The organism is Bradyrhizobium sp. HKCCYLRH3073 (assembly GCF_051167995.1).
Lineage (GTDB): Bacteria > Pseudomonadota > Alphaproteobacteria > Rhizobiales > Xanthobacteraceae > Bradyrhizobium.
Map to the genome: position 1 here is coordinate 195,957 of NZ_JBNPUD010000011.1, position 21,191 is coordinate 217,147.

Here is a 21,191-nt window from a genome sequence, read left to right on the forward strand (position 1 = left end):
TCCGGGGCTCTTGGTTGGGCTTCGGTGCTGGCTGCGCGCCGGAAGCGCCTTCGGCCTCAGAGACCGAAATAGGGCAGGTCGCCGTTGCGGTTGGCAGCGCGGGCGCTGATCATCAGCACGCGGTCGAGGGCGGCGAGGAAGCGGCCGAACAGGGACACGGGCTGAACGAGGGGGAGGGCAACGGTCTTGGCCATGGTTTGTCTCCTTCAGTGAGGCGGTATGACGTTCTGACTGAGGAGAATTTACGTATACCAGATGCCAGATACAACGATCGATATTGCATAGCGGCATGAGTATTTTGCGATGCGGCAGGAATGTTACGATTGGGGTTTCTTATCGAGAACGGCATTTTCATATGGAAAGAGCCGCCCAACCGAGGCGCCGGTCGGTCTCGATCCCTCCTCGGCGGACCGAGCCGGCAAACTCCGGGTATCTCGGCGACTGCCGACATCTGCCATCCCGTGCGCCGATCCCGCGCGTGCAACGCGACGGAACGATCGGCCCGAGGTGAGGGAACTGTGCTGCCCGGGCCGCAGTTACTCTGCAACGAAGCGGAGTGGCGTCGCCGGATGTTGATCGTTCAGTGCGTCGCGCTGTATTCCTCGAAACGTGTCATCGGCAGACCTGAGGGCGAAGGATAAGGCCATGCGCGCCTTGATCGTGGCACTGTCCATCCTGGCGATCGCCGGAAGCGCGCAGGTCGCTCACGCTGGTCTGAGCAGCGCACCGCGTGAAGCGTCGGCACCCGCCGATACGGTGATCGCCGCCCAGGAAGCCAATCAGGAGACCGAGAATCAGATCGGCCTCACCAAGGCGAAGCGTCGGGCCGTGCAACGGGGGCTGACCAGGCTCGGGTTCGGCACCAGGATCAACGGGACGTTCGACGAGCAGACCCGCGCCGTCATCGCCCGTTGGCAGGAGGAGCGCGGCTATCCCACGACCGGCTTCCTCAACGCCGCTCAGCACAAGGTCCTGATGGACGCAGCCACCGATGCTGCCAAACCCGACCGTCAACCCCGCCGCAGCGCAGGGCGCGCGCGACATCAGCGGAATGTCGGAGGTCCCATCGGCGCGATCGGCGGCGCGATGCACCGTGTGGTGGGCGGAATATTCGGCAGGTAGGTCGTCAGATCTTCAAACAGTTGGAAGACGCTCGAGGCAATTTCTTCCGTAGGACCTGCCCGCTGAAGCGGCCTTCGTCTTCTCGACGCCCTGCGCTTGCCGACGGCGGCGATATGAAAGCCCGGCCGAAGCGGGGCCGGATCAGGAGCTGCTGGAGGCGACCTCCGGACCAGAATTGGCGCGCGCCAGCTCGATCGCTATCGGAAGAACCCCCAAAGTCGAACCACAACCGTGTCGCCGCTCTGGCTGCCGTTTCTCACCACGAACGGCGTCGAGAAAGCAATTCCGGTGCTGAAGGTCCGCTCGACATTGGCTGTCGTCTCCCCGACGAAGCTCCAGCGATTTGTCGTTCCTCCGCTGGAGGGAATATCCTGCGTCAGCGAGACCTCCAACAACATCGCCGTACCAAGGACGGACAGCCGCTGAACGGAGACATCGGTTACCACGAATGTCTTGCCGGCGGGGATCGAGAACGCGGTGTCGTGGCCGTCCGGGTGGACGATGTTTGGGGTCTTGGTTCCGCCCTTCGGCACGGACGTTTCGAGTTGGACGGGAGGGTGCCCCAGGATCGGCGGCTTCCTGATTGGACTTACCAAGACATCCCTCCATCACACCACAATCGCCATACGCCGCGTTCCAACGCGTTCTCAAGCTCCGGCAGTGTGAAGTTGGGACGCATCGCTGCACACCTCCACGGGAGCCCTCGCAGAATGCACATCGAAGCGCGAGAGGACCTTGCTCTGGATCAAAACGAAATGTTTCTCGGAGGTCTGCGAGTGGGCAGGGCTATGCCAGTGTGCTCTTCGGGGGCGGTTCACGTCCGCTCTGGCTGCATATCGTGATTTTCGATCATCCGCGGGACAAAACATCAAAGATCGTAGCAATCGAGGCTGTGGGGCACGAGCAATCGGGTCGGCGACAACTGCTCCGTACATCCCATATTTCAGACATTCTCGACAGGTGCGATCGCCGGCCGTAGCCGGACCAAGGTCATCGTCGATGTGCGCTGGGCGCGGGAAATAGACGGGAACGTGAGAATGAAAAAGCCGCCGGCTGATGCCGGCGGCTTGATGTCGAGGAGCTTCACATTCGGCGGTCGCGCCGCCGATCGTCTCTGGCGCTCGATTACTCCGCAGCTTCCTTCCGCGGCGGATCCAGCGCGCCGGAGTCGTGGATCTCGGCGACTTGGTGGTCGCTGAAGCCGAGCACCTGGCGGAGGACCTCGTCGGTGTGCTCGCCGAGCAGGGGCGAGCGGGTCACGTCGGCCGGGCTGTCCGAGAGCTTGATCGGGTTGCCGACCGAGAGATACTTGCCGCGGGTCGGGTGGTCGACCTCGACCAAGGTGCCGGTCTTGCGCAGCGACTCGTCCTCGGCGATCTCCTTCATCGAGAGAATGGGACCGCAGGGGATGTCGAACTCGTTCAGGATGTCCATGGCCTCGAACTTGGTCTTGGTCATGGTCCACTGCTCGATGCGGCCGAAGATCTCGTTCAGGCGCGGCAGGCGGGCGGCGGGCTTGGCGTAGTTCGGATCGGTCTTCCAGGTCGGCTCGCCGATCACGTCGCAGATCTTCTCCCAGACCGGCGCCTGGGTGATGAAGTAGATGTAGGCGTTCGGGTCGGTCTCCCAGCCCTTGCACTTCAGGATGCGGCCGGGCTGGCCACCACCGGAATCGTTGCCGGCGCGCGGCACGGCGTCGCCGAACGGCACGCCCTCGCCGAACTGGCTGTATTCCTTGAGCGGACCGTGATCGAGCCGCTGCTGGTCGCGCAGCTTGACGCGGCAGAGGTTGAGCACGCCGTCCTGCATCGCGGCGGTGACGCGCTGGCCGCGGCCGGTGTGGGTGCGCTGATAGAGCGCGGTGACGATGCCGAGCGCCAGATGAAGTCCGGTGCCGGAATCGCCGATCTGCGCGCCGGTGACGAGCGGCAGGCCGTCACGGAAGCCGGTGGTCGAAGCGGCGCCGCCGGTGCACTGCGCGACGTTCTCGTAGACCTTGCAGTCCTCGTACGGGCCGGGGCCAAAGCCCTTGATCGAGGCGACGATCATCTTCGGGTTGATCGCCTGGATCTTCTCCCAGGGGAAGCCCATGCGATCGAGCACGCCGGGGCCGAAATTCTCGACCAGCACGTCGCACTTCTTGATCAGCTCGGTCAGGACTTCCTTGCCCTTCGGGTTCTTGGTGTCGAGCGTGATCGACCGCTTGTTGTGGTTCAGCATCGTGAAATAGAGGCTGTCCACGTTCGGAATGTCCTGCAGCTGGCCGCGGGTGATGTCACCCACGCCCGGACGCTCGACCTTGATCACGTCGGCGCCGAACCAGGCCAGCAGTTGCGTGCAGGTCGGTCCGGACTGGACGTGGGTGAAGTCGAGAATGCGAACGCCCTCGAGCGCCTTGGTCATGTCTTGCTCTCCGTAACGATTGGTCATCCCGCATGGCGCGGGCAGGTGATGTCTTGCGGGTGGCCTTACTTCTTCTTCGTCAGCACGCTCTGCGGATTGAGGTTGCCGATACGGCCGCTCTCGGATCCGGCCGCGGGATCAATCACGGCGTTGATCAAGGTGGGCTTGCCGGAATCCATCGCCGCGTTGACGGCGCGCTTCAGCTCGTCCGGCGAGGTCGCGTTGACGCCGACGCCGCCGAAGGCCTCCATCATCTTGTCGTAGCGCGCGCCCTTGACGAACACGGTGGTCGCCGGATCCGACCCCGCGGAGTTCTGGTCGGTGCCGCGATAGATGCCGTCATTGTTGAAGATGACGACGCAGATCGGCAGATTGTAGCGGCAGATGGTCTCGACCTCCATGCCGGAGAAGCCGAAGGCGCTGTCGCCCTCGATCGCCAGCACCGGCTTACCGGTCTCGACCGCGGCGGCGATCGCCGAGCCCATGCCGATGCCCATCACGCCCCAGGTGCCGACGTCGAGCCGCTTGCGCGGCTGATACATGTCGATCACGCCGCGGGCGAGGTCGAGCGTGTTGGCGCCCTCGTTGACCAGGATCGCGTCCGGACGCTCCTTGATGATGGTGCGGAGCACGCCGAGCGCGCCGTGATAGTCCATCGGCGAGTTGTTGTTCATCAGCCGCGGCGCCATCTTGGCGACGTTGTCCTCGCGCTTCTTCTGCACCGCGCTCAGCCACTCGGCCGGCGCCTTGGCCCAGTTGCTACCCATCGCCTCGGAGAAGGCTGATACCACCGAGCCGATGTCGCCGACCACCGGGGCCGCGATCTCGACGTTGGAGTCCATCTCCTTCGGCTCGATATCGACCTGGATGAACTTCTTCGGTTGATCGCCCCAGCTCTTGCCCTTGCCGTGCGACAAAAGCCAGTTGAGGCGGGCGCCGATCAGCATGACGACGTCGGAGTCCTTCAGCACGGTCGAACGCGCAGCACCCGCGCATTGCGGATGCAGGTCGGGCAGCAATCCCTTGGCCATGCTCATCGGCAGGAACGGCACGCCGCTCTTCTCGACGAAGGTCTTGATCGCCTCGTCGGCCTGCGCATAGGCCGCGCCCTTGCCGAGGATGATCAGCGGGCGTTTCGCGTTCTTCAACAGATCGAGCGCGCGCTTGACGGAGTCGGGCGAGGGGATCTGCGCCGGCGAGGGATCGATCACCTTGACCAGCGAGGCGCTGCCTGCCTGCGCGTTCATCACCTGGCCGAACAGCTTGGCCGGCAGGTCGAGATAGACGCCGCCGGGACGGCCGGAGACGGCGGCGCGGATGGCGCGGGCGAAGCCGATGCCGATGTCCTGGGCGTGCAGCACGCGGAACGCCGCCTTGCACAGCGGCTTGGCGATCGCGAGCTGATCCATCTCCTCGTAGTCGCCCTGCTGCAGGTCGACGATCTCGCGCTCCGAGGAGCCCGAGACCAGGATCATCGGGAAGCAGTTCGTGGTCGCATGCGCCAGCGCGGTGAGGCCGTTCAGAAAGCCGGGAGCGGAGACGGTGAGGCAGACGCCCGGCTTCTTGGTGAGGAAGCCGGCGATCGCTGCGGCGTAGCCGGCGTTCTGCTCGTGACGGAAGGAGAGCACGCGGATGCCTTCAGCCTGCGCCATGCGACCGAGATCGGTGATCGGAATGCCCGGCACGTTGTAGATCGTGTCGATCCCGTTCAGCTTCATCGCGTCGATGACGAGATGGAAACCGTCCGTGAGCTCCTCGTGCGTGTCCGGTGCCTCGGTCTTAACAGCAGTCTGCGCCATGCGCCTCTCTCCCTGGTCGTCTACGAAGGCGCTTTGCGGCGACTTCTTCTGTTTGAACCCGTCAGCTGAATAGTTCCTGGCCGTGCGTCTCGACATAGCTCGCAAGGCCCAGCGTGTGATCCCGCGCGCGCTTCTCGGCGAGCTCGGTGTTGCGTTCCTCCAGCGCCTCGATGATCGCGAGATGCTCGGGCAGGGAGGCCGCGATACGGTCGGTGCGCCCGATCGTGAGCTGGCGATAGCCGCGCACGTGCAGCAGGATGTCGTTGGTCATGTCGACGAGCACCGGCGATTCCGACAGCGAGATCAGCGCCTGATGAAACGCGATGTTCGCCTTGGAATATTCCTCGATGTGCTCCTGCGGCGGGCGATCCTTGCCGAAGTCCTTGAAGTAGTCGCGCAGCGCGCTGATGTCCTTCTTGCGCGCGATCGTGGTGATGAGCCGCGCGGCCATGCTCTCCAGCGCCGCCCAGGCGCGGATCATGTCGACGATCTCGCTCTTCGTCCTGCGGACGACGACGATGCCACGGCGCGGCACGGTCTTCACGAAGCCGTCCTGCTCGAGCATCGCGATCGCTTCGCGGATCGGCGTGCGGCTGACACCGAGGCGCTCGGAGAGCGCGCGCTCGTCGAGCATCACGGGCTCGGGCGAGGCGTAGATGTCCATCTTCAGAATGGCTTCTTTCAAGGCCTCGTAGGCCTTATTCTTGAAGCTCGTCTCCGGGGCGATGCGAGCGATCGCGATGTCGGCCTCGGCCATGATGGGCAATGCCTTGTTTGTTTTCTCTGTAGACAAGACCGATCTCCTCTCCTTGGGAGATGCTTGTTTACAGCATTTTGCGTCCAAGATTTTTGGCATACCAGATGCCAGACTGTCAAGCTGCGTGCTTTTTCAGCGTTTCCACATCTTCGTCGCGCTTGACAAAGTTTGCTTCTGGCATACCAAATGCCATAAACGACGAGCAATCCCCAGGAGGAAGCCCCGATGTCTGACGCCATCCCGAATGCCAAGGCTACGATCCGAGACGTTCTCGATCGTGTGAAGGCGGATAAACGCACCAGCCTGACCGCGCCCGAAGGCAAGATCGTCTGCGATGCCTACGGCATTCCGGTGCCGAAGGAGGGATTGGCGAAGTCAGCCGCCGAGGCGGCCAAGCTCGCGGGCGATATGGGTTTTCCGGTCGTCATGAAAATCGTCTCGCCGGACATTCTGCACAAGACGGAAGCCGGTGGCGTCATCGTCGGCGTCAAGACCGCTGACGACGCGCAGAAGGCGTATGAGACCATTCTCGCGAATGCGAAGAAGTACAAGGCCGACGCCAAGATCGAAGGCATCCAGGTCCAGCAGATGCTGACCGGCGGTACCGAGGTGATCGTCGGTTCGATCACCGACGGCTCGTTCGGCAAGCTGGTGGCCTTCGGCCTCGGCGGTGTGCTGGTCGAGGTGCTGAAGGATGTGACATTCCGCCTCGCCCCCGCGACCAAGGACGACGCGCTGTCGATGCTCGACGGCATCCAGGCGCACGAGATGCTCAAGGGCGTGCGCGGCGGCGATGCGGTCAGCCGCGAGGCGCTGTCCGACGTCATCGTCAAGGTGTCGCAGCTGGTCAGCGATTTCCCCGAGATCGTCGAGCTCGACCTCAACCCGGTGTTCGCGACCAAGACCGGCGCCATCGCCGCCGACGTCCGCATCGTCGTCGATTTCGACTACAAGCCGCGTCCGGCGCCGCGCTCGAACGAGGAAATCGTCACGGCGATGAACCGCATCATGAAGCCTTCCGCGGTCGCCGTGATCGGCGCCTCCGCCGAGGACGGCAAGATCGGCAACTCCGTGATGAAGAACCTGATCAACGGCGGCTACAAGGGCGAGATCTATCCGATCCACCCGAAGGCCTCCGAGATCCTCGGCTACAAGGCTTACAAGAGCGTCAAGGACGTGCCCGGCGTGATCGACACCGCCGTGTTCGCGATCCCCGCGAAGTTCGTGGCCGCGGCGCTGACCGAGTGCGGCGAGAAGAAGATTCCGGGCGCGGTGCTGATCCCGTCGGGGTTCGCCGAAGCCGGCGCGCCGGAGCTGCAGGCCGAGATCGTCGAGGTCGGCAAGAAGTACAACATCCGCCTGATGGGCCCGAACATCTACGGCTTCTACTACACGCCGGCCAATCTTTGCGCGACCTTCTGCACCGCCTATGACGTCAAGGGCCACGCCGCGCTGTCGTCGCAGTCGGGCGGCATCGGCATGGCGATCATCGGCTTCTCGCGCTCGGCCAAGATGGGCGTGTCGGCGATCGTCGGCCTCGGCAACAAGTCGGACATCGACGAGGACGATCTGCTCGCCTTCTTCGAGCAGGATCCGAACACGAACCTGATCGCGCAGCACTGCGAGGACCTCAAGGACGGCCGCGCCTTCGCGGAAGCCGCCAAGCGCGTCTCCAAGAAGAAGCCGGTCATCGTGCTCAAGGCCGGCCGCACCTCGGCCGGCGCCAAGGCCGCCTCGTCGCATACCGGCGCGCTCGCCGGCAACGACAAGATCTATGAGGACGTGCTGAAGCAGTCCGGCGTGATCCGCGCCCGCTCGCTGCGCCAGCTGCTCGAGTTCGCCCGCGGCGTGCCGGTGCTGCCGACGCCGAAGGGTGAGAACGTCGTCATCATCACCGGTGCGGGAGGCTCGGGCGTGCTGCTGTCCGACTCCGTCGTCGACAATGGCATGTCGCTGATGGCCATGCCGGCCGACCTCGATGCCGCCTTCCGCAAGTTCATCCCTCCGTTCGGTGCCGCCGGCAATCCTGTCGACATCACCGGTGGCGAGCCGCCGATCACCTATGTGAACACGGTCAAGCTCGGCCTGTCGGACGACCGCATCCACGCGCTGATCCTCGGCTACTGGCACACGATCGTGACGCCGCCGATGGTGTTCGCGCGCAACATGGTCGAGGTGAAGAAGGAGATGGAGGCCAAGGGCTTCGTCAAGCCGATCGTCGCCTCGCTCGCCGGCGACGTCGAGGTCGAGGAGGCCGCCGAATATCTCTACCAGAACGGCATCCCGGCCTATGCCTATTCGACCGAGCTGCCGGTCGAGGTGCTCGGCGCCAAGTACAAGTGGGCGCGCGGCGCGGGCCTGCTCTGATTGATCTGACGCGATTGCCGCTCCGGCCCTGGCCGGGGCGGCACTTTCTTTGATAGCGTGACGTAGCAAGATCCGTCCGTCCTGCAACGGCGCCGCCTGCGATGGCGGTGCAGAGAGGCGCCACGTGATCCGTCGCAAGACGATCGAGCCACGCGCGGATGCTGCGGCCGAGCCCCGCGACGGCGGCGTGCAATCCGTCGGCCGCGCTCTCCAAATTCTGGAAATTCTCGCTGAGGACGACGAAGGCTATCGCCTGAGCGATCTCGCCATCCGTGCCGGGCTCTCCACCTCCACCGTCCATCGCCTGCTGACGACTTTGGAGAAGCGCCGCTTTGTCCAGTTCGATCGCATGGAATCGAAATGGCACGTTGGCGCGCAGAGCTTTGCGGTCGGCGCGACCTTCACCCGCCGGCGCAATTTCGTCGCGCTCGCCATTCCCTATCTGCGGCGCTTGCGTGATCAGTCGCGCGAAACCGCCAATCTCGCCGTCGTCGATGATGAATCGCTGATGGTGCTGCTGCGGCTCGACAGCCGCGAGATCATGCGCTCGCTGACCAAGGTCGGCGGCCGCCTCGCCATGGTCGCCTCCGGCATGGGCAAGGCGGTGCTCGCGACCTATTCCGACGACGACGTCAACGGCATCATCCACCGCCAGGGCATGCCGCGCCTGACCGAGAAATCCATCATCCGCGCCAGCGACCTGTTCCGCGAATTGGAGACCATCCGCCGCCAGGGCTACGCCGTCGACGACGAGGAAGCCCGCCTCGGCCTGCGCTGCATCGCCGCCGTCGTTCACGATTCCTGCCGCGAGCCGCTGGCGGCGATTTCGGTGTCCGGCCTGGCGAGCCGGCTGACCGAGGAGCGGGTGCCTGTGGTCGGGGGCATGGTGCGGGATATTGCGGCGGAGCTGACGGTGGCGCTGGGCGGTCCCAAGCCGGCGGCTGACCTTGCGGAGTGATGCAGCAACAGCGGCAGATGCGTGCGAGATCGGCGCAGCAGCCGACAAGGGGAAACCAGCCGCTGTGGCGGGATGGCCGGTCCACGCATCGCGATGTGGTCCGAGCGAGACTCAGTCAGGTCAGTCGGTGAAATCGATGGTGAAGCGGATCGGGCTGATGGGCTTGGTCACGAAATGGATCGTCTTGCCGGCCAACGCCGCCAGCGAGCCCGATGCGAATTTGATGATGCCTGTTCCGGAGGTCTCGTTGCCCACCGGCTTGCCGTCCCGCATCACCGGCGATGCGGTCCCTTCGGTCGCCTGCGTCACCGCGCGCCCGCCGGGGATGCGGTGGACGCCGCCGCCGATCAAGAACGTTCCTTTGGCACCATCCCACTCGACCGTGTTCGAGGCCGTATACACAGCGCCCTTCAGCACGCCGTCGGTGCCGAGGCAGGAATATTCGACCGTCAGGAGGTTGTGATCGGGTCGATCGCCGACCGGCTCGGGAAAGGGGAAGCCGACCACCGTGCATTCGTAATGCGCGATCATGCCGGCGCGCGCTGCGGACCCTGTGGCGCTCGCGGCGAGAATGGAACAGGCCAGGATCAAGATGGTGTTGCGCATGGACGCCTCCTCGGCAGGCTCGTCCGAGCGGTCGCCGAACGCGCTCTGGTCTCGACAAAATAACACTAGAATCCAAAGTGTGGTTTTGATCTCTATCAACCGGAAGAAGAACGCTGCAGGTCAGTCCTGGTCATCGTCCTGCGCCTGCGGGCGACCGAGCTTGCATGGGCATCAGCAGGCGGAGAGCTTTCGCGCAGTCCGATTGCCCGAGCACGCCTCGTCATCAGACCTGCCGCAGGCGGTCGCTGCGACGGATGGCTGCAAAGCGACCGTGGCGCCGCGCTGCCGCTGAAGCGGGAGATCGGCAGCCAGCTTCGCTGCCCAAGCCGTAGTCAGCTGCGCCGCCCTATTTGGGCTTGCCGTCGCCTGCATCGCGCGCAACGATCGTGGCGGATCACCTGAACACGTCCAGCGAGTTGTGCCATGTCCAAACTCACCCGCTTCTCGGTCGCTCCTCTGCACAGCATGACGCGGCGGCTGGCCGACGTCGCCTCGGGCCGGGTCGCGCCCGATCTCGTGATCACAGGCGCGCGGGTGCTGTCGACCTATTCGGAGCGCATTCTCCCCAACCGCGAGCTCTGGATCACCGGCGGACGCGTCGCGGCTGTGAAGCCGGCGGGTGCGCACAAGTCACTTCCCAGCGGCTTTGCGGTCTACGACGCCGCAGGCGGCATCATCGCGCCGGGGCTGGTCGATCCGCACATCCACATCGAATCCTCGATGGTGACGGCCTGCGCCTATGCCGAGGCCGCGCTGCTCAACGGCACCACGACGATCTTCTGCGACAGCCACGAGATCGGCAATGTGATGGATGTCGCCGGCGTCGAGGCGATGCTGGAGGATGCGCGGCAGGCGCCGCTGTCGATCTTCCTCACCGTGCCCTCGACGGTGCCGGCCACGTCGGCCGCGTTGGAAACCGCCGGCGGCGATCTCACGCCGGACAAGATCGCCGGCCTGTTCGACCGCTGGCCGGAGGCGGTGGCGCTCGGCGAGAAGATGGATTTCGTGCCGGTCTGCATGGGCGACGAGCGCAGCCACGCCATCCTTGCAGCGGCTTTGCAGCGCGGGCGGCCGGTGTCGGGCCATGTCTATGGCCGCGAGTTCGTCGCGGCCTATGCCGCGAGCGGCGTCACCGACACGCATGAGGCGATCGACCGCGACATCGCCGACGATCTGCTCGATGCCGGCGTCTGGATTTTTTTGCGCGGTGGGCCACCGACCACGCCGTGGCACAGCCTGCCGCAGGCGATCCGCACCATCACCGAGCTCGGCGCGTCGCACAAGCGCACGGCCGTCTGCACCGACGACCGCGATGCCGACGATCTCATGCTGTTCGGCCTGGACTGGGTGGTGCGCGAGGCGGTCAAGGCGGGGATGTCGCCGGAGCAGGCGTGGTCGATGGGCTCGCTGCACGGCGCGACGCGCTTTGCCATGGACGGCGAGATCGGCGGCCTCGGCGGCGGCCGCCGCGCCGACCTCGTGCTGCTCGACGACGGCCTGAAGCCGCAATCGACCTGGTATGGCGGCGAGCTCGTCGTCGACAACGGCAAGATCACCGCGCGGCTCGATCAGGCGCTGTCGCAGCGCTATCAATATCCGAAGGCGGCCTATGCGACCGTGAAGCTGCCGGCGCAGATGACGCTGACGCCGCAGCTTCCCACCAAGGCCTGCACCGTCAACGCGATCAAGACGGCGCTGCCGGGCATCACGTTGATCCACGACAAGGTCGCGATCGAGCCGGCCAACGATTGGGAGACGCTGTTCGCGCGCCATGGTCTCTGCTTCGTCGCCGTGATCGAGCGCCACGGCAAGTCGGCGGGGAACGTCGCGCATGGCCTGTTGAAGGACTTTGGCCTGAAGCGCGGCGCCGTCGCCTCCAGCGTCGGCCATGACAGCCACAATATCATCGTCGCCGGCACCAACGAGGCGGACATGCAGGCCGCGGTCGCCGCGATCGGCCAGCACCAGGGCGGCGTCTGCGTGGTCGCCGACGGCGAGGTGAGGGCGATGGTTCCCTTGCCGATCGCGGGACTCTTGTCGGACAAGCGCGTCACCGAGGTCGCCGAGGAGGTAAAGCTGTTGAAGAAAGAGTGGGCGGAAGCCGGCTGCACCATTCCCTACATGGGCTTCAATTTGATTCCTCTATCGGTCATTCCGGAAATTCGCATCACCGACAAGGGCCTCGTGCTCGTGCCGCAGATGGAACTGGCGCCGCTGTTCGAATAACTACTCGCGTCTCATCCTGTTAGGACATGTCAGTGTCGTTCTGTCCTAACTAATTGAGGCCGCCGGTGTTTTGCCGAGCGTGCCGCATCGTGGGAAAAATCGACGACTGAATTGAGATCGCATCCGTCAGCAGCGAAGCTCGCGCATCAAACAAGCGGGAGGCGCGAGATGGCGAAGATGCGGGCGATCGATGCTGCGGTGCGGATCTTGGAGAAGGAGGGCGTCACCTGCGCCTTCGGCGTTCCCGGCGCCGCGATCAATCCGCTTTATTCCGCGCTGCAACGCCGCGGCTCGATCCGCCACATTCTCGCCCGTCACGTCGAGGGCGCCTCGCACATGGCCGAGGGCTACACCCGCGCCAGGGCCGGCAATATCGGCGTGTGCATCGGCACCTCGGGGCCGGCCGGCACCGACATGATCACCGGGCTGTATTCGGCGATCGCGGATTCGATTCCGATCCTCTGCATCACCGGCCAGGCGCCGCGCGCCAGGCTCTACAAGGAGGATTTCCAGGCTGTCGACATCGAGCAGATCGCCAAGCCCGTGACGAAATGGGCGGTGACGGTGCGCGAGCCTGGCCTCGTGCCGCGCGTGTTCAGCCAGGCCTTCCACATCATGCGCTCGGGCCGGCCGGGACCGGTGCTGATCGACCTGCCGCTCGACGTGCAACTCGCCGAGATCGAGTTCGACGACGAGACCTATACGCCGCTGCCGGTCTACAAGCCCGCGGCGAGCCGCAAGCAGATCGAGAAGGCGCTGGAGATGCTCAACGCCGCCGAGCGCCCGCTGATCGTCGCCGGCGGCGGCGTCATCAACGCCGACGCCAGCGATCTCCTCGTCACCTTCGCCGAGACCGTCAACGTGCCTGTCGTGCCGACCCTGATGGGGTGGGGCACCATTCCCGACGATCATGTGCTGATGGCCGGCATGGTCGGCCTGCAGACCAGCCATCGCTACGGCAATGCCAATTTCCTGGAGTCCGATTTCGTCCTCGGCATCGGCAACCGCTGGGCCAACCGCCACACCGGTTCGCTCGAGACCTACACCAAGGGCCGCAGCTTCGTGCATGTCGACATCGAGCCCACCCAGATCGGCCGCGTCTTCAATCCCGACCTCGGCATCGTCTCCGATGCCAAGGCCGCGCTGGAGCTGTTCATCACGGTCGCACGCGAGTGGCGAAAGGCGGGAAAGCTGCGCGAGCGACAGGCCTGGCCGGCGGCGTGCCAGGACCGCAAGCGCACGATGCTCCGGCGCAGCGATTTCGACCAGGTGCCGATCAAGCCGCAGCGCGTCTATCACGAGATGAACAAGGCGTTCGGCCGCGACACCTGCTATGTCAGCGTCATCGGCCTGTCGCAGATCGGCGGCGCGCAGTTCCTCAGCGTCAACCATCCGCGCCACTGGATCAATGCCGGGCAGGCGGGCCCGCTCGGCTGGACCCTGCCGGCCGCGCTCGGCGTCCGCGCCGCCGATCCCAAGCGCGAGATCGTCGCGCTGTCGGGCGACTACGACTTCCAGTTCCTGATCGAGGAGCTCGCGGTCGGCGCCCAGTTCAATTTGCCCTACATCCACGTCGTCGTGAACAACGCCTATCTCGGCCTGATCCGCCAGGCGCAGCGCGGCTTCTCGATGGACTACCAGGTGCAGCTGTCGTTCGAGAACATCAACGCGCCGGAGGTCGGCGGCTACGGCGTCGATCATGTCGCGGTCGCGCAAGGGCTCGGCTGCAAGGCGATCCGCGTCACCGATCCGCGCCAGGCCCAGGCGGCGTTCGCGACCGCGCGCGAATGGATGGCGGAGTACCAAGTGCCCGTCGTGGTCGAGTTCGTGCTCGAGCGCGTCACCAACATCGCGATGGGTACCGAGATCGACAATGTCGTGGAGTTCGAGGAGGTGCTCGATCTGCCGGTGGACGAGACGCCGGCGGAGCCGGCGCGCACTTTGCTGCCGGCTTGATCTCAGCGCACTCCGATCATCGAGGATCACGCCATGCCGCGCTTTGCCGCCAACCTCACGATGCTGTTCAACGAGCTGCCGTTCATGGAGCGCTTCGCCGCCGCCAAGGCCGCCGGCTTCAGCGGCGTCGAATATCTGTTCCCCTACGAGTTCGACAAGGCCGAGCTGCGCGAGCAGCTCGCGCGCCACGGCCTGACCCAGGTGCTGCACAATCTGCCCGCCGGCAACTGGGCGGCCGGCGAGCGCGGCATCGCGATCTTGCCCGATCGTGTCGACGATTTCCGCGACGGCGTGCGCCGCGCCATCGAGTATGCGCGGGCGCTCGACTGCCGCCAGCTCAACTGCCTCGTCGGCATCGCTTCCGACGATGCCGATCCGCGCGAGCTCAACCAGGTGCTGGTGCGCAATTTGCGCTTTGCCGCGATAGCGCTGAAGGCGCAGGGCATCAAGCTGCTGATCGAGCCGATCAACACGCCCGACATCCCCGGCTTCTTCCTCAACCGCACTGCCCAGGCGCTGCAGCTGATCTCAGATGTCGAGTCCGACAATCTGTTCGTGCAGTACGACATCTACCACATGCAGATCATGGAGGGCGATCTCGCCCGCACGATGCAGAAGCATCTCGCCCGCATCGCCCACATCCAGCTCGCCGACAATCCCGGCCGCCACGAGCCGGGCTCCGGCGAGATCAACTACCCCTTCCTGTTCCGCCACCTCGACGCCATCGGCTATTCCGGCTGGATCGGCTGCGAATATAAGCCGAGGGCAGGGACCGTTGACGGGCTGGGGTGGCTGGCGGACTACGCGGTCGTTCCGGCGGGTTGAGGTTCGTGGGTGCCACTCGGTCCGACAGCTGTCTTCCGGCTCGTCCCGAGAGCAGGCATCGCGGTTGAAGATGGGAGAGTCCGAAACGATAGGAAGCCGCTGTCTTGAATGGGAAGAAGATGCCGCCTTGCGAGCGGCATCTCCTTTGTGCGGGGGAAGGCGATATTCAAGGAGATATGCCGTCAAGACCTGATGAAGGAGAGCAGGTCGGGGTTGAGGACGTCTGCATGCGTGGTGAGCATGCCATGGGGGTAGCCCGGATAGGTTTTCAGCGATCCGTTCTTGAGCAGGTTGACCGCACGCGGCACCGTACTTGCGAAGGGGACGATTTGATCGGCCTCGCCATGCATGATCAGCACCGGCACGGTGATCTTTTTCAGGTCTTCAGTATAGTCTTCCAACCAGGATTCGACAGTTGCGTAGTGAGCCAGGGCCCCACCGGTCATGCCCTGACGCCACCAGTTGGCAATGATGGCCTCCGAAGGCTTGGCCCCGTTCAGGTTGTAACCGTAGAACGGGTTCTCCGGGACGAACCGATAGAACTCCGACCGGTTGCCCAGCATGCCTGCACGAACCCCTTCGAACCATTCCGGCGGTTGACCGGACGGGTTTTCGTCGCTGCGATACATGTTCGGCGTCAGGGAAGCGACCAGGACCGCCTTCGCAACGCGCTCGTGGTGGCGCGCGACATACCGAGCGACCTCTCCGCAACCTGTGGAGTGACCGATGTGGATCGCGTCGCGCAGGTCGAGGTGCTTGGTCAGATCCGCAAGGTCTGCAGCCCAAGTATTCATGTCGTTGCCGGTGCTGGGCTGGTCGGACCGTCCGTGCCCGCGACGGTCATGCGCGATGACGCGGAAACCCTGCTGCAGGAAGAACATCATCTGGGCATCCCAGTCGTCCGCGGTCAGCGGCCATCCGTGGCTGAAGACGATCGGCTGACCTGATCCCCAATCCTTGTAGTAGATGTTGACGCCATCGTCAGTCGTCATCGTGGGCATCGTGCCGCTCCATCCGTGCTGTCAGATATTTTCACAGGACGCCGATCAATTTGATCCATTGAGCGACGTGTTACTCAGGTTCGCTGGCCGAGCTTGGAGCCGAGGCCCAAGCAGGCCCTTGCCTTGGCAACACCTGTCCGCCAACGCGTTGCCGTTTGCGAAGGTAATTCTTGCTTCCGTCAGCTACAAATACCTTGTAGGCTTCGATCTATGCCTTGGAAGCATATTGAGGGCGAATGGAACTTCGGCATTTGCGATATTTCGTTGCCGTTGCGGAGGAAGGTAGCTTTTTGACCGCTGCCCAGCGGCGCCTCAACACTTCACAGCCTTCCCTGAGCCGGCAGATCCGCGATCTGGAGTCCGAAGTCGGCGTTCCGCTGTTGGAGCGCCAGGCCCGCGGCGTGGCGCTGACCTCCGCCGGACGCGTGTTTCTCGATCACGCGCGATTGGCGCTGCTTCAGGTCGAGGCGGCGACCGAGGGGGCCCGGCAGACGGCTCGCCCGCAAAAGCCTCTCCTTTCGATGGGATTCCTCGTCGGGCTGGAGGTCATGTGGCTGCCGCAACTCTTGCGCATCCTGCGCGAGGAAGCCCCGGACGTCGAGGTCACGCTCAGCACGCAATCCTCGCCGGAGCTCGCGCTGGCATTGATGCGAGGGAAGCTGGACATCGCCTTTCTCCGTCCCGAGAAAGACAACGAGGGTGTCGTCTTCAAAGTGCTGGCGAAGGAGCCGTTGATCGCGGTGCTGCCCGCCGATCATCGTCTGGCCTCGCGCAAGAAGATTCGGCCGCAGGATCTCGCCCGCGAAATCTATGTCAGTTCGGCGCGAACCTCCCCCGTGTTGCAGGAGGTCATCCAGGACTATGCCTCCAGGGTCGGCATCACCCTGGAGGCAAAGTACGCAGGCGAGAACATATCGTCCGCGATGTCGCTGGTGGCATCGACCGGCGGCATCACAGCCTCGTTCCGCTCTATGCGCAGAACATGCTCGCCCCCAACGTCGTCGCGCGGGCGCTCGAGGGCGGCACCCCGACGGTCGATTTGGCCCTGGGATACAATCGGTCAAACCAATCGCCCTTGCTCCGCCGGCTGTTGTCGCGCGCCGACGAGCTGGTCGCAAACGTTCAGAACCAGAGCATCATTCGCTATGTTGAAGCCGAATAGCGGGGACGATGGACGGCAGGGACGGCCATTCGGCTGTCGGGCCGCTTACGTCCGCTCGCTCCCTGAACGGACATATCGGGCGCCCAATGGGGCAGGAACTTGCAGCGCTCGCTGCAACCCGAGGCGCCGATGAGGACTCATTGGCCGGGCGCGCCTATCGAAGAGAGCCGAGGGTTACCTGTCGTTCGCGGTTGATCGGTGGCACCGCCCTGCAGCGCTGTTCGCCTTTCGGCAATGGCATGGTTGAACAATTCAACGGCGAGACCGAATGCGGACAGGTCCTCTGGCTCGATGGCTCCATCGTCATAGCCCTTGAGAGTTTCGCCGATGATCGCGTCGACCTCCCGTTGCCATGTCAGCAGATCCTGTTCGGACCCGGCATTGCGAACCTCCGACATGGCCTCGAGAACGCGGCTGCGGCAACTGGTGCTGTCGTTCGTTTCGTCCCGATTCAGATAGCGACGCAGCCAGGCGGCGGCCGAGCCGATGCCGGAAAGCGCAAGCAAGGCAAACCAGAAGTAGTCGCTGTACTTGTCCAGAAAGGTTCGCTCCGTGCCGTTGATCACTGCCGCGGCGCCCCGGTGCACGGAAGGTTCGGTCTCCTTCTCCGTGTCGGGCTTCATGATGCGCGAAGCGCCGGCTGTGCCTTGCGTGATCGTGTCGCGGACCGCAAACAGCTGCCGGTAGAACGCCGCCGCCTTGGCCTCGGAGAGTTCCTTTCTTGCCAGGATCAGATGACTGACGCTGACAGTGTCGATCTTGTCCTCCGGCCAGGCCGGTCTCGCGCTGAAGACGCTCGGCGGGATCTCCTCGGCCTCGTAGCGCGGGTGCTTCAGGGCAATAGCCTCGGATGCATCGATCGGAAGAAACGTGGGAGCTCCGCGCCCTCGGGAGGTGGCGGTGATTGCGTCCGCGGTGATCTTGCTGTCGAGCGGACCGACTGCGAGATACGCATCGAGGGTGGGATCTTGCGCAAGCTTTTGGATCTCATCTGTCCCGAATTGAGCCGTGGCCACCTTGTCGGGCTGCACGCCGGAGCCCTCCAGAATGGCCTGGAGGACTGCGACATTTGCCCCGGTCTTCCCGATAATCCCGACCTTATGACCCGCCAGACCGGCGATCTCTTTGATAGTGCCGGTACCCTTCTTCTTGGAATCGCTGCCGCGCCGTCCCGAGGGAGACCACAGGACGACGTAGTTCTTCCGCAGGACCGCCAATGTCTGCGCATCGGGCGGCATGCTGAGATCGCCGCGGCCGACCGCGAGGTCAGTTTTATCGGCGGCCAGGAGTGCGAGAGATTCAGCGGCTCCCCCGGTCGTGATCGGGGACAGCCTGACTGTCCTGCTTTCCTCGCCGAAAGCGTCGGCCATGGCTTGGACCACCCGGTGGTCGTCGCTGCCGGCCGGTCCAACGGCGATCCGGAGGGTCTCGGGCTGCAACACGTAGAAGAGGGCCGCCGCGGCGGCGCCAAACGCAACAAATCCCAAAGCCAACACGATCAGCAACCTTCGTTGACGACCATCGTGAGCACTTTTGACGGGATCGAGCGATGACATCAGCAGACCCTCTGAGAGCAACCGCCTGCAGGGTTACAAGCGCTATGGGAACTTGGGGGAACCGATCTCGGCGCGCAATGTTCCGCCACCCTTGGCGAGTTCACAAAGGCGAATGGCTGTGCAGGGGCGGTCCTAAAGCTCCTCGAGGTCCTTTGAGTCATTGGCCGACATTCCGTTTTTCGCCTGATATGAAAGACGCTGCGAGCTGAGGCGGTCCTGGAGAACGAGATGACAGCAATTCTTAGCTACCGGATGACGGCGACCCTTCGCTACCGAACGATGTTGGTTCTGGCGGTGTTTGGTTTCTGTTGTGGCATCGGTGCCAGCCTGGCTTGGGCAGTTGTCCTCTCTAGTCGACAGGTACCCGACCTCGGCTCAAGGGTGGCTGCCATCCCGATCTTGATGTTGGCTTCGACGGGCGCGTCTTTCCTTCTGGCTCGGTTTGCCCGAAGGCGGCTCAGGACAATCGCATCCGCAAAATAACGTACCACAGGCCCAAGTCAGTCGTGGTCGTATTCGGTCAGCCAAGGGTCAGGACCGGATCCGTCGGTCGGGCCCAGACGTCGGCTTTGGGCCAATAGGCGACATTCCGTTTCTCGCCTAATATGAAAGACGCTGCGAGCTGAGGCGGCCTTGGAGAATGAGATGACAGCAATCCTTAGCGACCGGATGACGGCGACGCTTTGCTACCGAACGATGTTGGTTCTGGCGGTGTTAAGTTTCTGTTTTGGCATCGGGGCCAGCCTGACCTGGGTATATGTCCTCTATAGTCGAGACGTGTCCAATCTCGACGCAAGGGTGACGGCCATCCTGATCTTGATGTTGGCCTTGACGGGCGCATCTTTCCTTCTGGCTCGGTTTGCCAAAAAGCGGCTTAGGGCAATCGCATCAGCAAACTAATGGTCGTTCTTGTTCAGCTAAAGGTCATAACCGGCGGTCGGGCATCCCGAGACACATGTCCGGCCAGTGCCGGACATCGTAGAGACCGTTAGTATCCCAAATGATGCGCAGGCAGTTAGTGAACTTTAACCGAAGAGGCGTCACTACCGGTCGAAATTCGCGTCACTTGATTGCGCAGAAGCGTCGCTCGTTCATTGCATTCGCCAAGCGTTGCATTGAGCGGCAGCCCTAACCAACGCAAACGGCCGACGATAATCAATGTCGAGAGAACGGACGCGAGCAAACACGAAAAGAGAATTGCGCTGGTGGGTTGTCCTTGCCAAAGAAGGATCGGAATAAGACCGAGTACAACCCACAAAACATTGTTCAGAACCATCGGCAGGCTATTCATCGAGCGGCCTCATTTCGGCGGTTGTGCAACAAATATGGCACAGCCTTGAGCCAAGTGTCCATCCGCGAGCTTGCGATGCTCCCTCTCAACTCCTAGTCTGCTGCGGGTCAAGGGCGGCTGTCGGCGGCAGGCGGACGACACAGCCGGACTTCCCCCAGCTCCGGAAATGCCCCGTGCGGTCCGGCACTTACGTTCCTGGCCAACTGCTGACTTTCGAGGCCAAATGTCTTAGACGGAACATTCAATCCGATTTCAGGACATAAAATATGACCACCGGTTTGGCTCAGAGGATCGCCGACGCTTACCGGTGGCAGCGCCGGCTCGGTAACGCGCAGATCATGGGACCGGCTTGCCACCTTGTGGCCGATCCAGCACATCCGGATGTGTGGGATTCTAATCATGCTGACGAGGTCACCGCTCAGACTGACGCCGGGATCGACGCGGTTTTCGCGGCTATGGATCAACATCTAAATCACACTCCTTGGCGCGTGATCCACACTGATTGCTTCACACCCGATGCGTTTCTCGCCCGCCTCGCCCTCGACGATTTCGAAGAACGTCCCGTCACCATCCAGATGGCCTTACAAGGCGATCTCGCCAACCGGGAGACATCGGTCGAGTTGCGGCCTGTCATTAACGATGCTGATTGGCAGATATTGCTACAACTCGTCCTCGCCGACCATGCCGAGGGGCGGCGCACTAGCAACACTCACGTGCTGCCGGAGGTCAGTGCCGGCATCGTGGCCGGCTACCGCGCCAAGAGCGGCACGTACCGTTTCCATATTGCGGAGCAGAACGGTGTTCCGGTTGCGTACGGTGCCCACGCTGCTGCGCCGAATGGCGTCGGCATGATCGAGGATCTGTTCACCCTGCAATCTGCACGGCGGCGGGGCATCGCGAGTGCCATCATAGCCGCATTCACCGAGCGCCTGCGCGCCGGTGGTTGCCACACCATTTTTCTTGGGGCGCTGGCCACGGAACAACCGAAGCACCTGTACGCTCGTCTGGGCTTCAAGCCCGTAATGCTTGCCCGAACCTGGGTGCGAAGATTACCCAACAGCAGTTGAGATCGGAAGGTCCGCAACGGGTCGATTCCGTTGAAAAAGTCGGCAGTTGCGACGCAGAGAGATCGATGATTCAGTCCGTCTAGTTGGCAGGACTA

18 protein-coding genes are annotated in these 21,191 nt (G+C 63.6%); 9 read left to right on the top strand and 9 right to left on the bottom strand.

All coding sequences use genetic code 11. The annotated features are described in order from the left end of the window. Nucleotides 1-56: 56 nt before the first annotated feature. Nucleotides 57-194 (bottom strand): hypothetical protein, encoded by a 138-nt coding sequence (locus ACQR1X_RS24735; protein WP_315805093.1) that lies wholly within the window; start codon nucleotides 192-194, stop codon nucleotides 57-59. Nucleotides 195-645: 451 nt separating this feature from the next. Here ACQR1X_RS24735 and ACQR1X_RS24740 point away from each other — a divergent pair, with 451 nt between their 5' ends. Then, the gene (locus ACQR1X_RS24740) at nucleotides 646-1,122 is read left to right on the top strand and encodes a peptidoglycan-binding domain-containing protein (RefSeq protein WP_434899742.1); all 477 of its coding nucleotides are present in this window, start codon (nucleotides 646-648) and stop codon (nucleotides 1,120-1,122) included. A 197-nt stretch (nucleotides 1,123-1,319) separates the two neighbouring features. On the opposite strand, the gene ACQR1X_RS24745 is transcribed toward ACQR1X_RS24740, so the two are convergent. The 4 genes from ACQR1X_RS24745 to ACQR1X_RS24760 form a co-directional block, all read right to left on the bottom strand. After that, a complete protein-coding gene (locus tag ACQR1X_RS24745) occupies nucleotides 1,320-1,655 on the bottom strand; it encodes a hypothetical protein (RefSeq protein WP_315805095.1) in 336 nt (111 codons plus the stop codon). Between the two features lie 592 nt (nucleotides 1,656-2,247). Then, a complete protein-coding gene (frc, locus tag ACQR1X_RS24750) occupies nucleotides 2,248-3,525 on the bottom strand; it encodes a formyl-CoA transferase (RefSeq protein WP_315805096.1) in 1,278 nt (425 codons plus the stop codon). Between the two features lie 65 nt (nucleotides 3,526-3,590). Then, a complete protein-coding gene (gene oxc, locus ACQR1X_RS24755) occupies nucleotides 3,591-5,324 on the bottom strand; it encodes an oxalyl-CoA decarboxylase (RefSeq protein WP_434899743.1) in 1,734 nt (577 codons plus the stop codon). A 61-nt stretch (nucleotides 5,325-5,385) separates the two neighbouring features. After that, a complete protein-coding gene (locus ACQR1X_RS24760; RefSeq protein ID WP_315805168.1) occupies nucleotides 5,386-6,117 on the bottom strand; it encodes a GntR family transcriptional regulator in 732 nt (243 codons plus the stop codon). Nucleotides 6,118-6,306: 189 nt separating this feature from the next. Between ACQR1X_RS24760 and ACQR1X_RS24765 the strand changes: the two genes are divergently transcribed. Both ACQR1X_RS24765 and ACQR1X_RS24770 read left to right on the top strand, forming a co-directional pair. Further along, nucleotides 6,307-8,448, top strand: coding sequence for an acetate--CoA ligase family protein (locus ACQR1X_RS24765; RefSeq protein ID WP_434899744.1), 2,142 nt, complete (start codon nucleotides 6,307-6,309; stop codon nucleotides 8,446-8,448). 124 nt (nucleotides 8,449-8,572) lie between these two features. Further along, nucleotides 8,573-9,406, top strand: coding sequence for an IclR family transcriptional regulator (locus tag ACQR1X_RS24770; protein WP_434899745.1), 834 nt, complete (start codon nucleotides 8,573-8,575; stop codon nucleotides 9,404-9,406). A gap of 120 nt (nucleotides 9,407-9,526) precedes the next feature. On the opposite strand, the gene ACQR1X_RS24775 is transcribed toward ACQR1X_RS24770, so the two are convergent. Further along, complete coding sequence (locus tag ACQR1X_RS24775; protein ID WP_316182750.1) at nucleotides 9,527-10,012, bottom strand: hypothetical protein; 486 nt, start codon at nucleotides 10,010-10,012, stop codon at nucleotides 9,527-9,529. 423 nt (nucleotides 10,013-10,435) lie between these two features. Here ACQR1X_RS24775 and ACQR1X_RS24780 point away from each other — a divergent pair, with 423 nt between their 5' ends. The 3 genes from ACQR1X_RS24780 (at nucleotide 10,436) to hyi (ending at nucleotide 15,019) form a co-directional block, all read left to right on the top strand. Continuing rightward, the gene (locus ACQR1X_RS24780; RefSeq protein WP_434899746.1) at nucleotides 10,436-12,238 is read left to right on the top strand and encodes an adenine deaminase; all 1,803 of its coding nucleotides are present in this window, start codon (nucleotides 10,436-10,438) and stop codon (nucleotides 12,236-12,238) included. 168 nt (nucleotides 12,239-12,406) lie between these two features. Then, nucleotides 12,407-14,194, top strand: a complete 1,788-nt coding sequence (gcl, locus tag ACQR1X_RS24785) for a glyoxylate carboligase (protein ID WP_434899747.1) — start codon at nucleotides 12,407-12,409, stop codon at nucleotides 14,192-14,194. A 33-nt stretch (nucleotides 14,195-14,227) separates the two neighbouring features. Further along, entirely contained in the window at nucleotides 14,228-15,019 is a 792-nt protein-coding gene (hyi, locus tag ACQR1X_RS24790; protein WP_434899748.1) for a hydroxypyruvate isomerase, read from the top strand. Between the two features lie 182 nt (nucleotides 15,020-15,201). Here the strand turns inward: hyi and ACQR1X_RS24795 are convergent, their stop codons facing one another. After that, entirely contained in the window at nucleotides 15,202-16,020 is an 819-nt protein-coding gene (locus tag ACQR1X_RS24795; RefSeq protein ID WP_434899749.1) for an alpha/beta fold hydrolase, read from the bottom strand. Between the two features lie 236 nt (nucleotides 16,021-16,256). Here ACQR1X_RS24795 and ACQR1X_RS24800 point away from each other — a divergent pair, with 236 nt between their 5' ends. After that, nucleotides 16,257-17,315 (top strand): LysR family transcriptional regulator, encoded by a 1,059-nt coding sequence (locus ACQR1X_RS24800; RefSeq protein ID WP_434899750.1) that lies wholly within the window; start codon nucleotides 16,257-16,259, stop codon nucleotides 17,313-17,315. 4 nt (nucleotides 17,316-17,319) lie between these two features. Here ACQR1X_RS24800 and ACQR1X_RS24805 read toward each other — a convergent pair whose 3' ends face one another. Then, a complete protein-coding gene (locus ACQR1X_RS24805) occupies nucleotides 17,320-18,738 on the bottom strand; it encodes an ABC transporter substrate-binding protein (protein WP_434899751.1) in 1,419 nt (472 codons plus the stop codon). Between the two features lie 645 nt (nucleotides 18,739-19,383). Between ACQR1X_RS24805 and ACQR1X_RS24810 the strand changes: the two genes are divergently transcribed. Then, complete coding sequence (locus ACQR1X_RS24810; RefSeq protein ID WP_434899752.1) at nucleotides 19,384-19,638, top strand: hypothetical protein; 255 nt, start codon at nucleotides 19,384-19,386, stop codon at nucleotides 19,636-19,638. 115 nt (nucleotides 19,639-19,753) lie between these two features. Here the strand turns inward: ACQR1X_RS24810 and ACQR1X_RS24815 are convergent, their stop codons facing one another. Next, nucleotides 19,754-20,029: a hypothetical protein gene (locus tag ACQR1X_RS24815; RefSeq protein ID WP_434899753.1), complete on the bottom strand. Its 276-nt coding sequence runs from the start codon at nucleotides 20,027-20,029 to the stop codon at nucleotides 19,754-19,756. Between the two features lie 266 nt (nucleotides 20,030-20,295). On the opposite strand from ACQR1X_RS24815, the gene ACQR1X_RS24820 reads away from it, so the two are divergent. After that, nucleotides 20,296-21,096 carry a GNAT family N-acetyltransferase gene (locus tag ACQR1X_RS24820; protein ID WP_434899754.1) on the top strand — a complete coding sequence of 267 codons (801 nt, stop codon included), beginning with the start codon at nucleotides 20,296-20,298 and terminating at the stop codon, nucleotides 21,094-21,096. Nucleotides 21,097-21,191 lie beyond the last annotated feature (95 nt).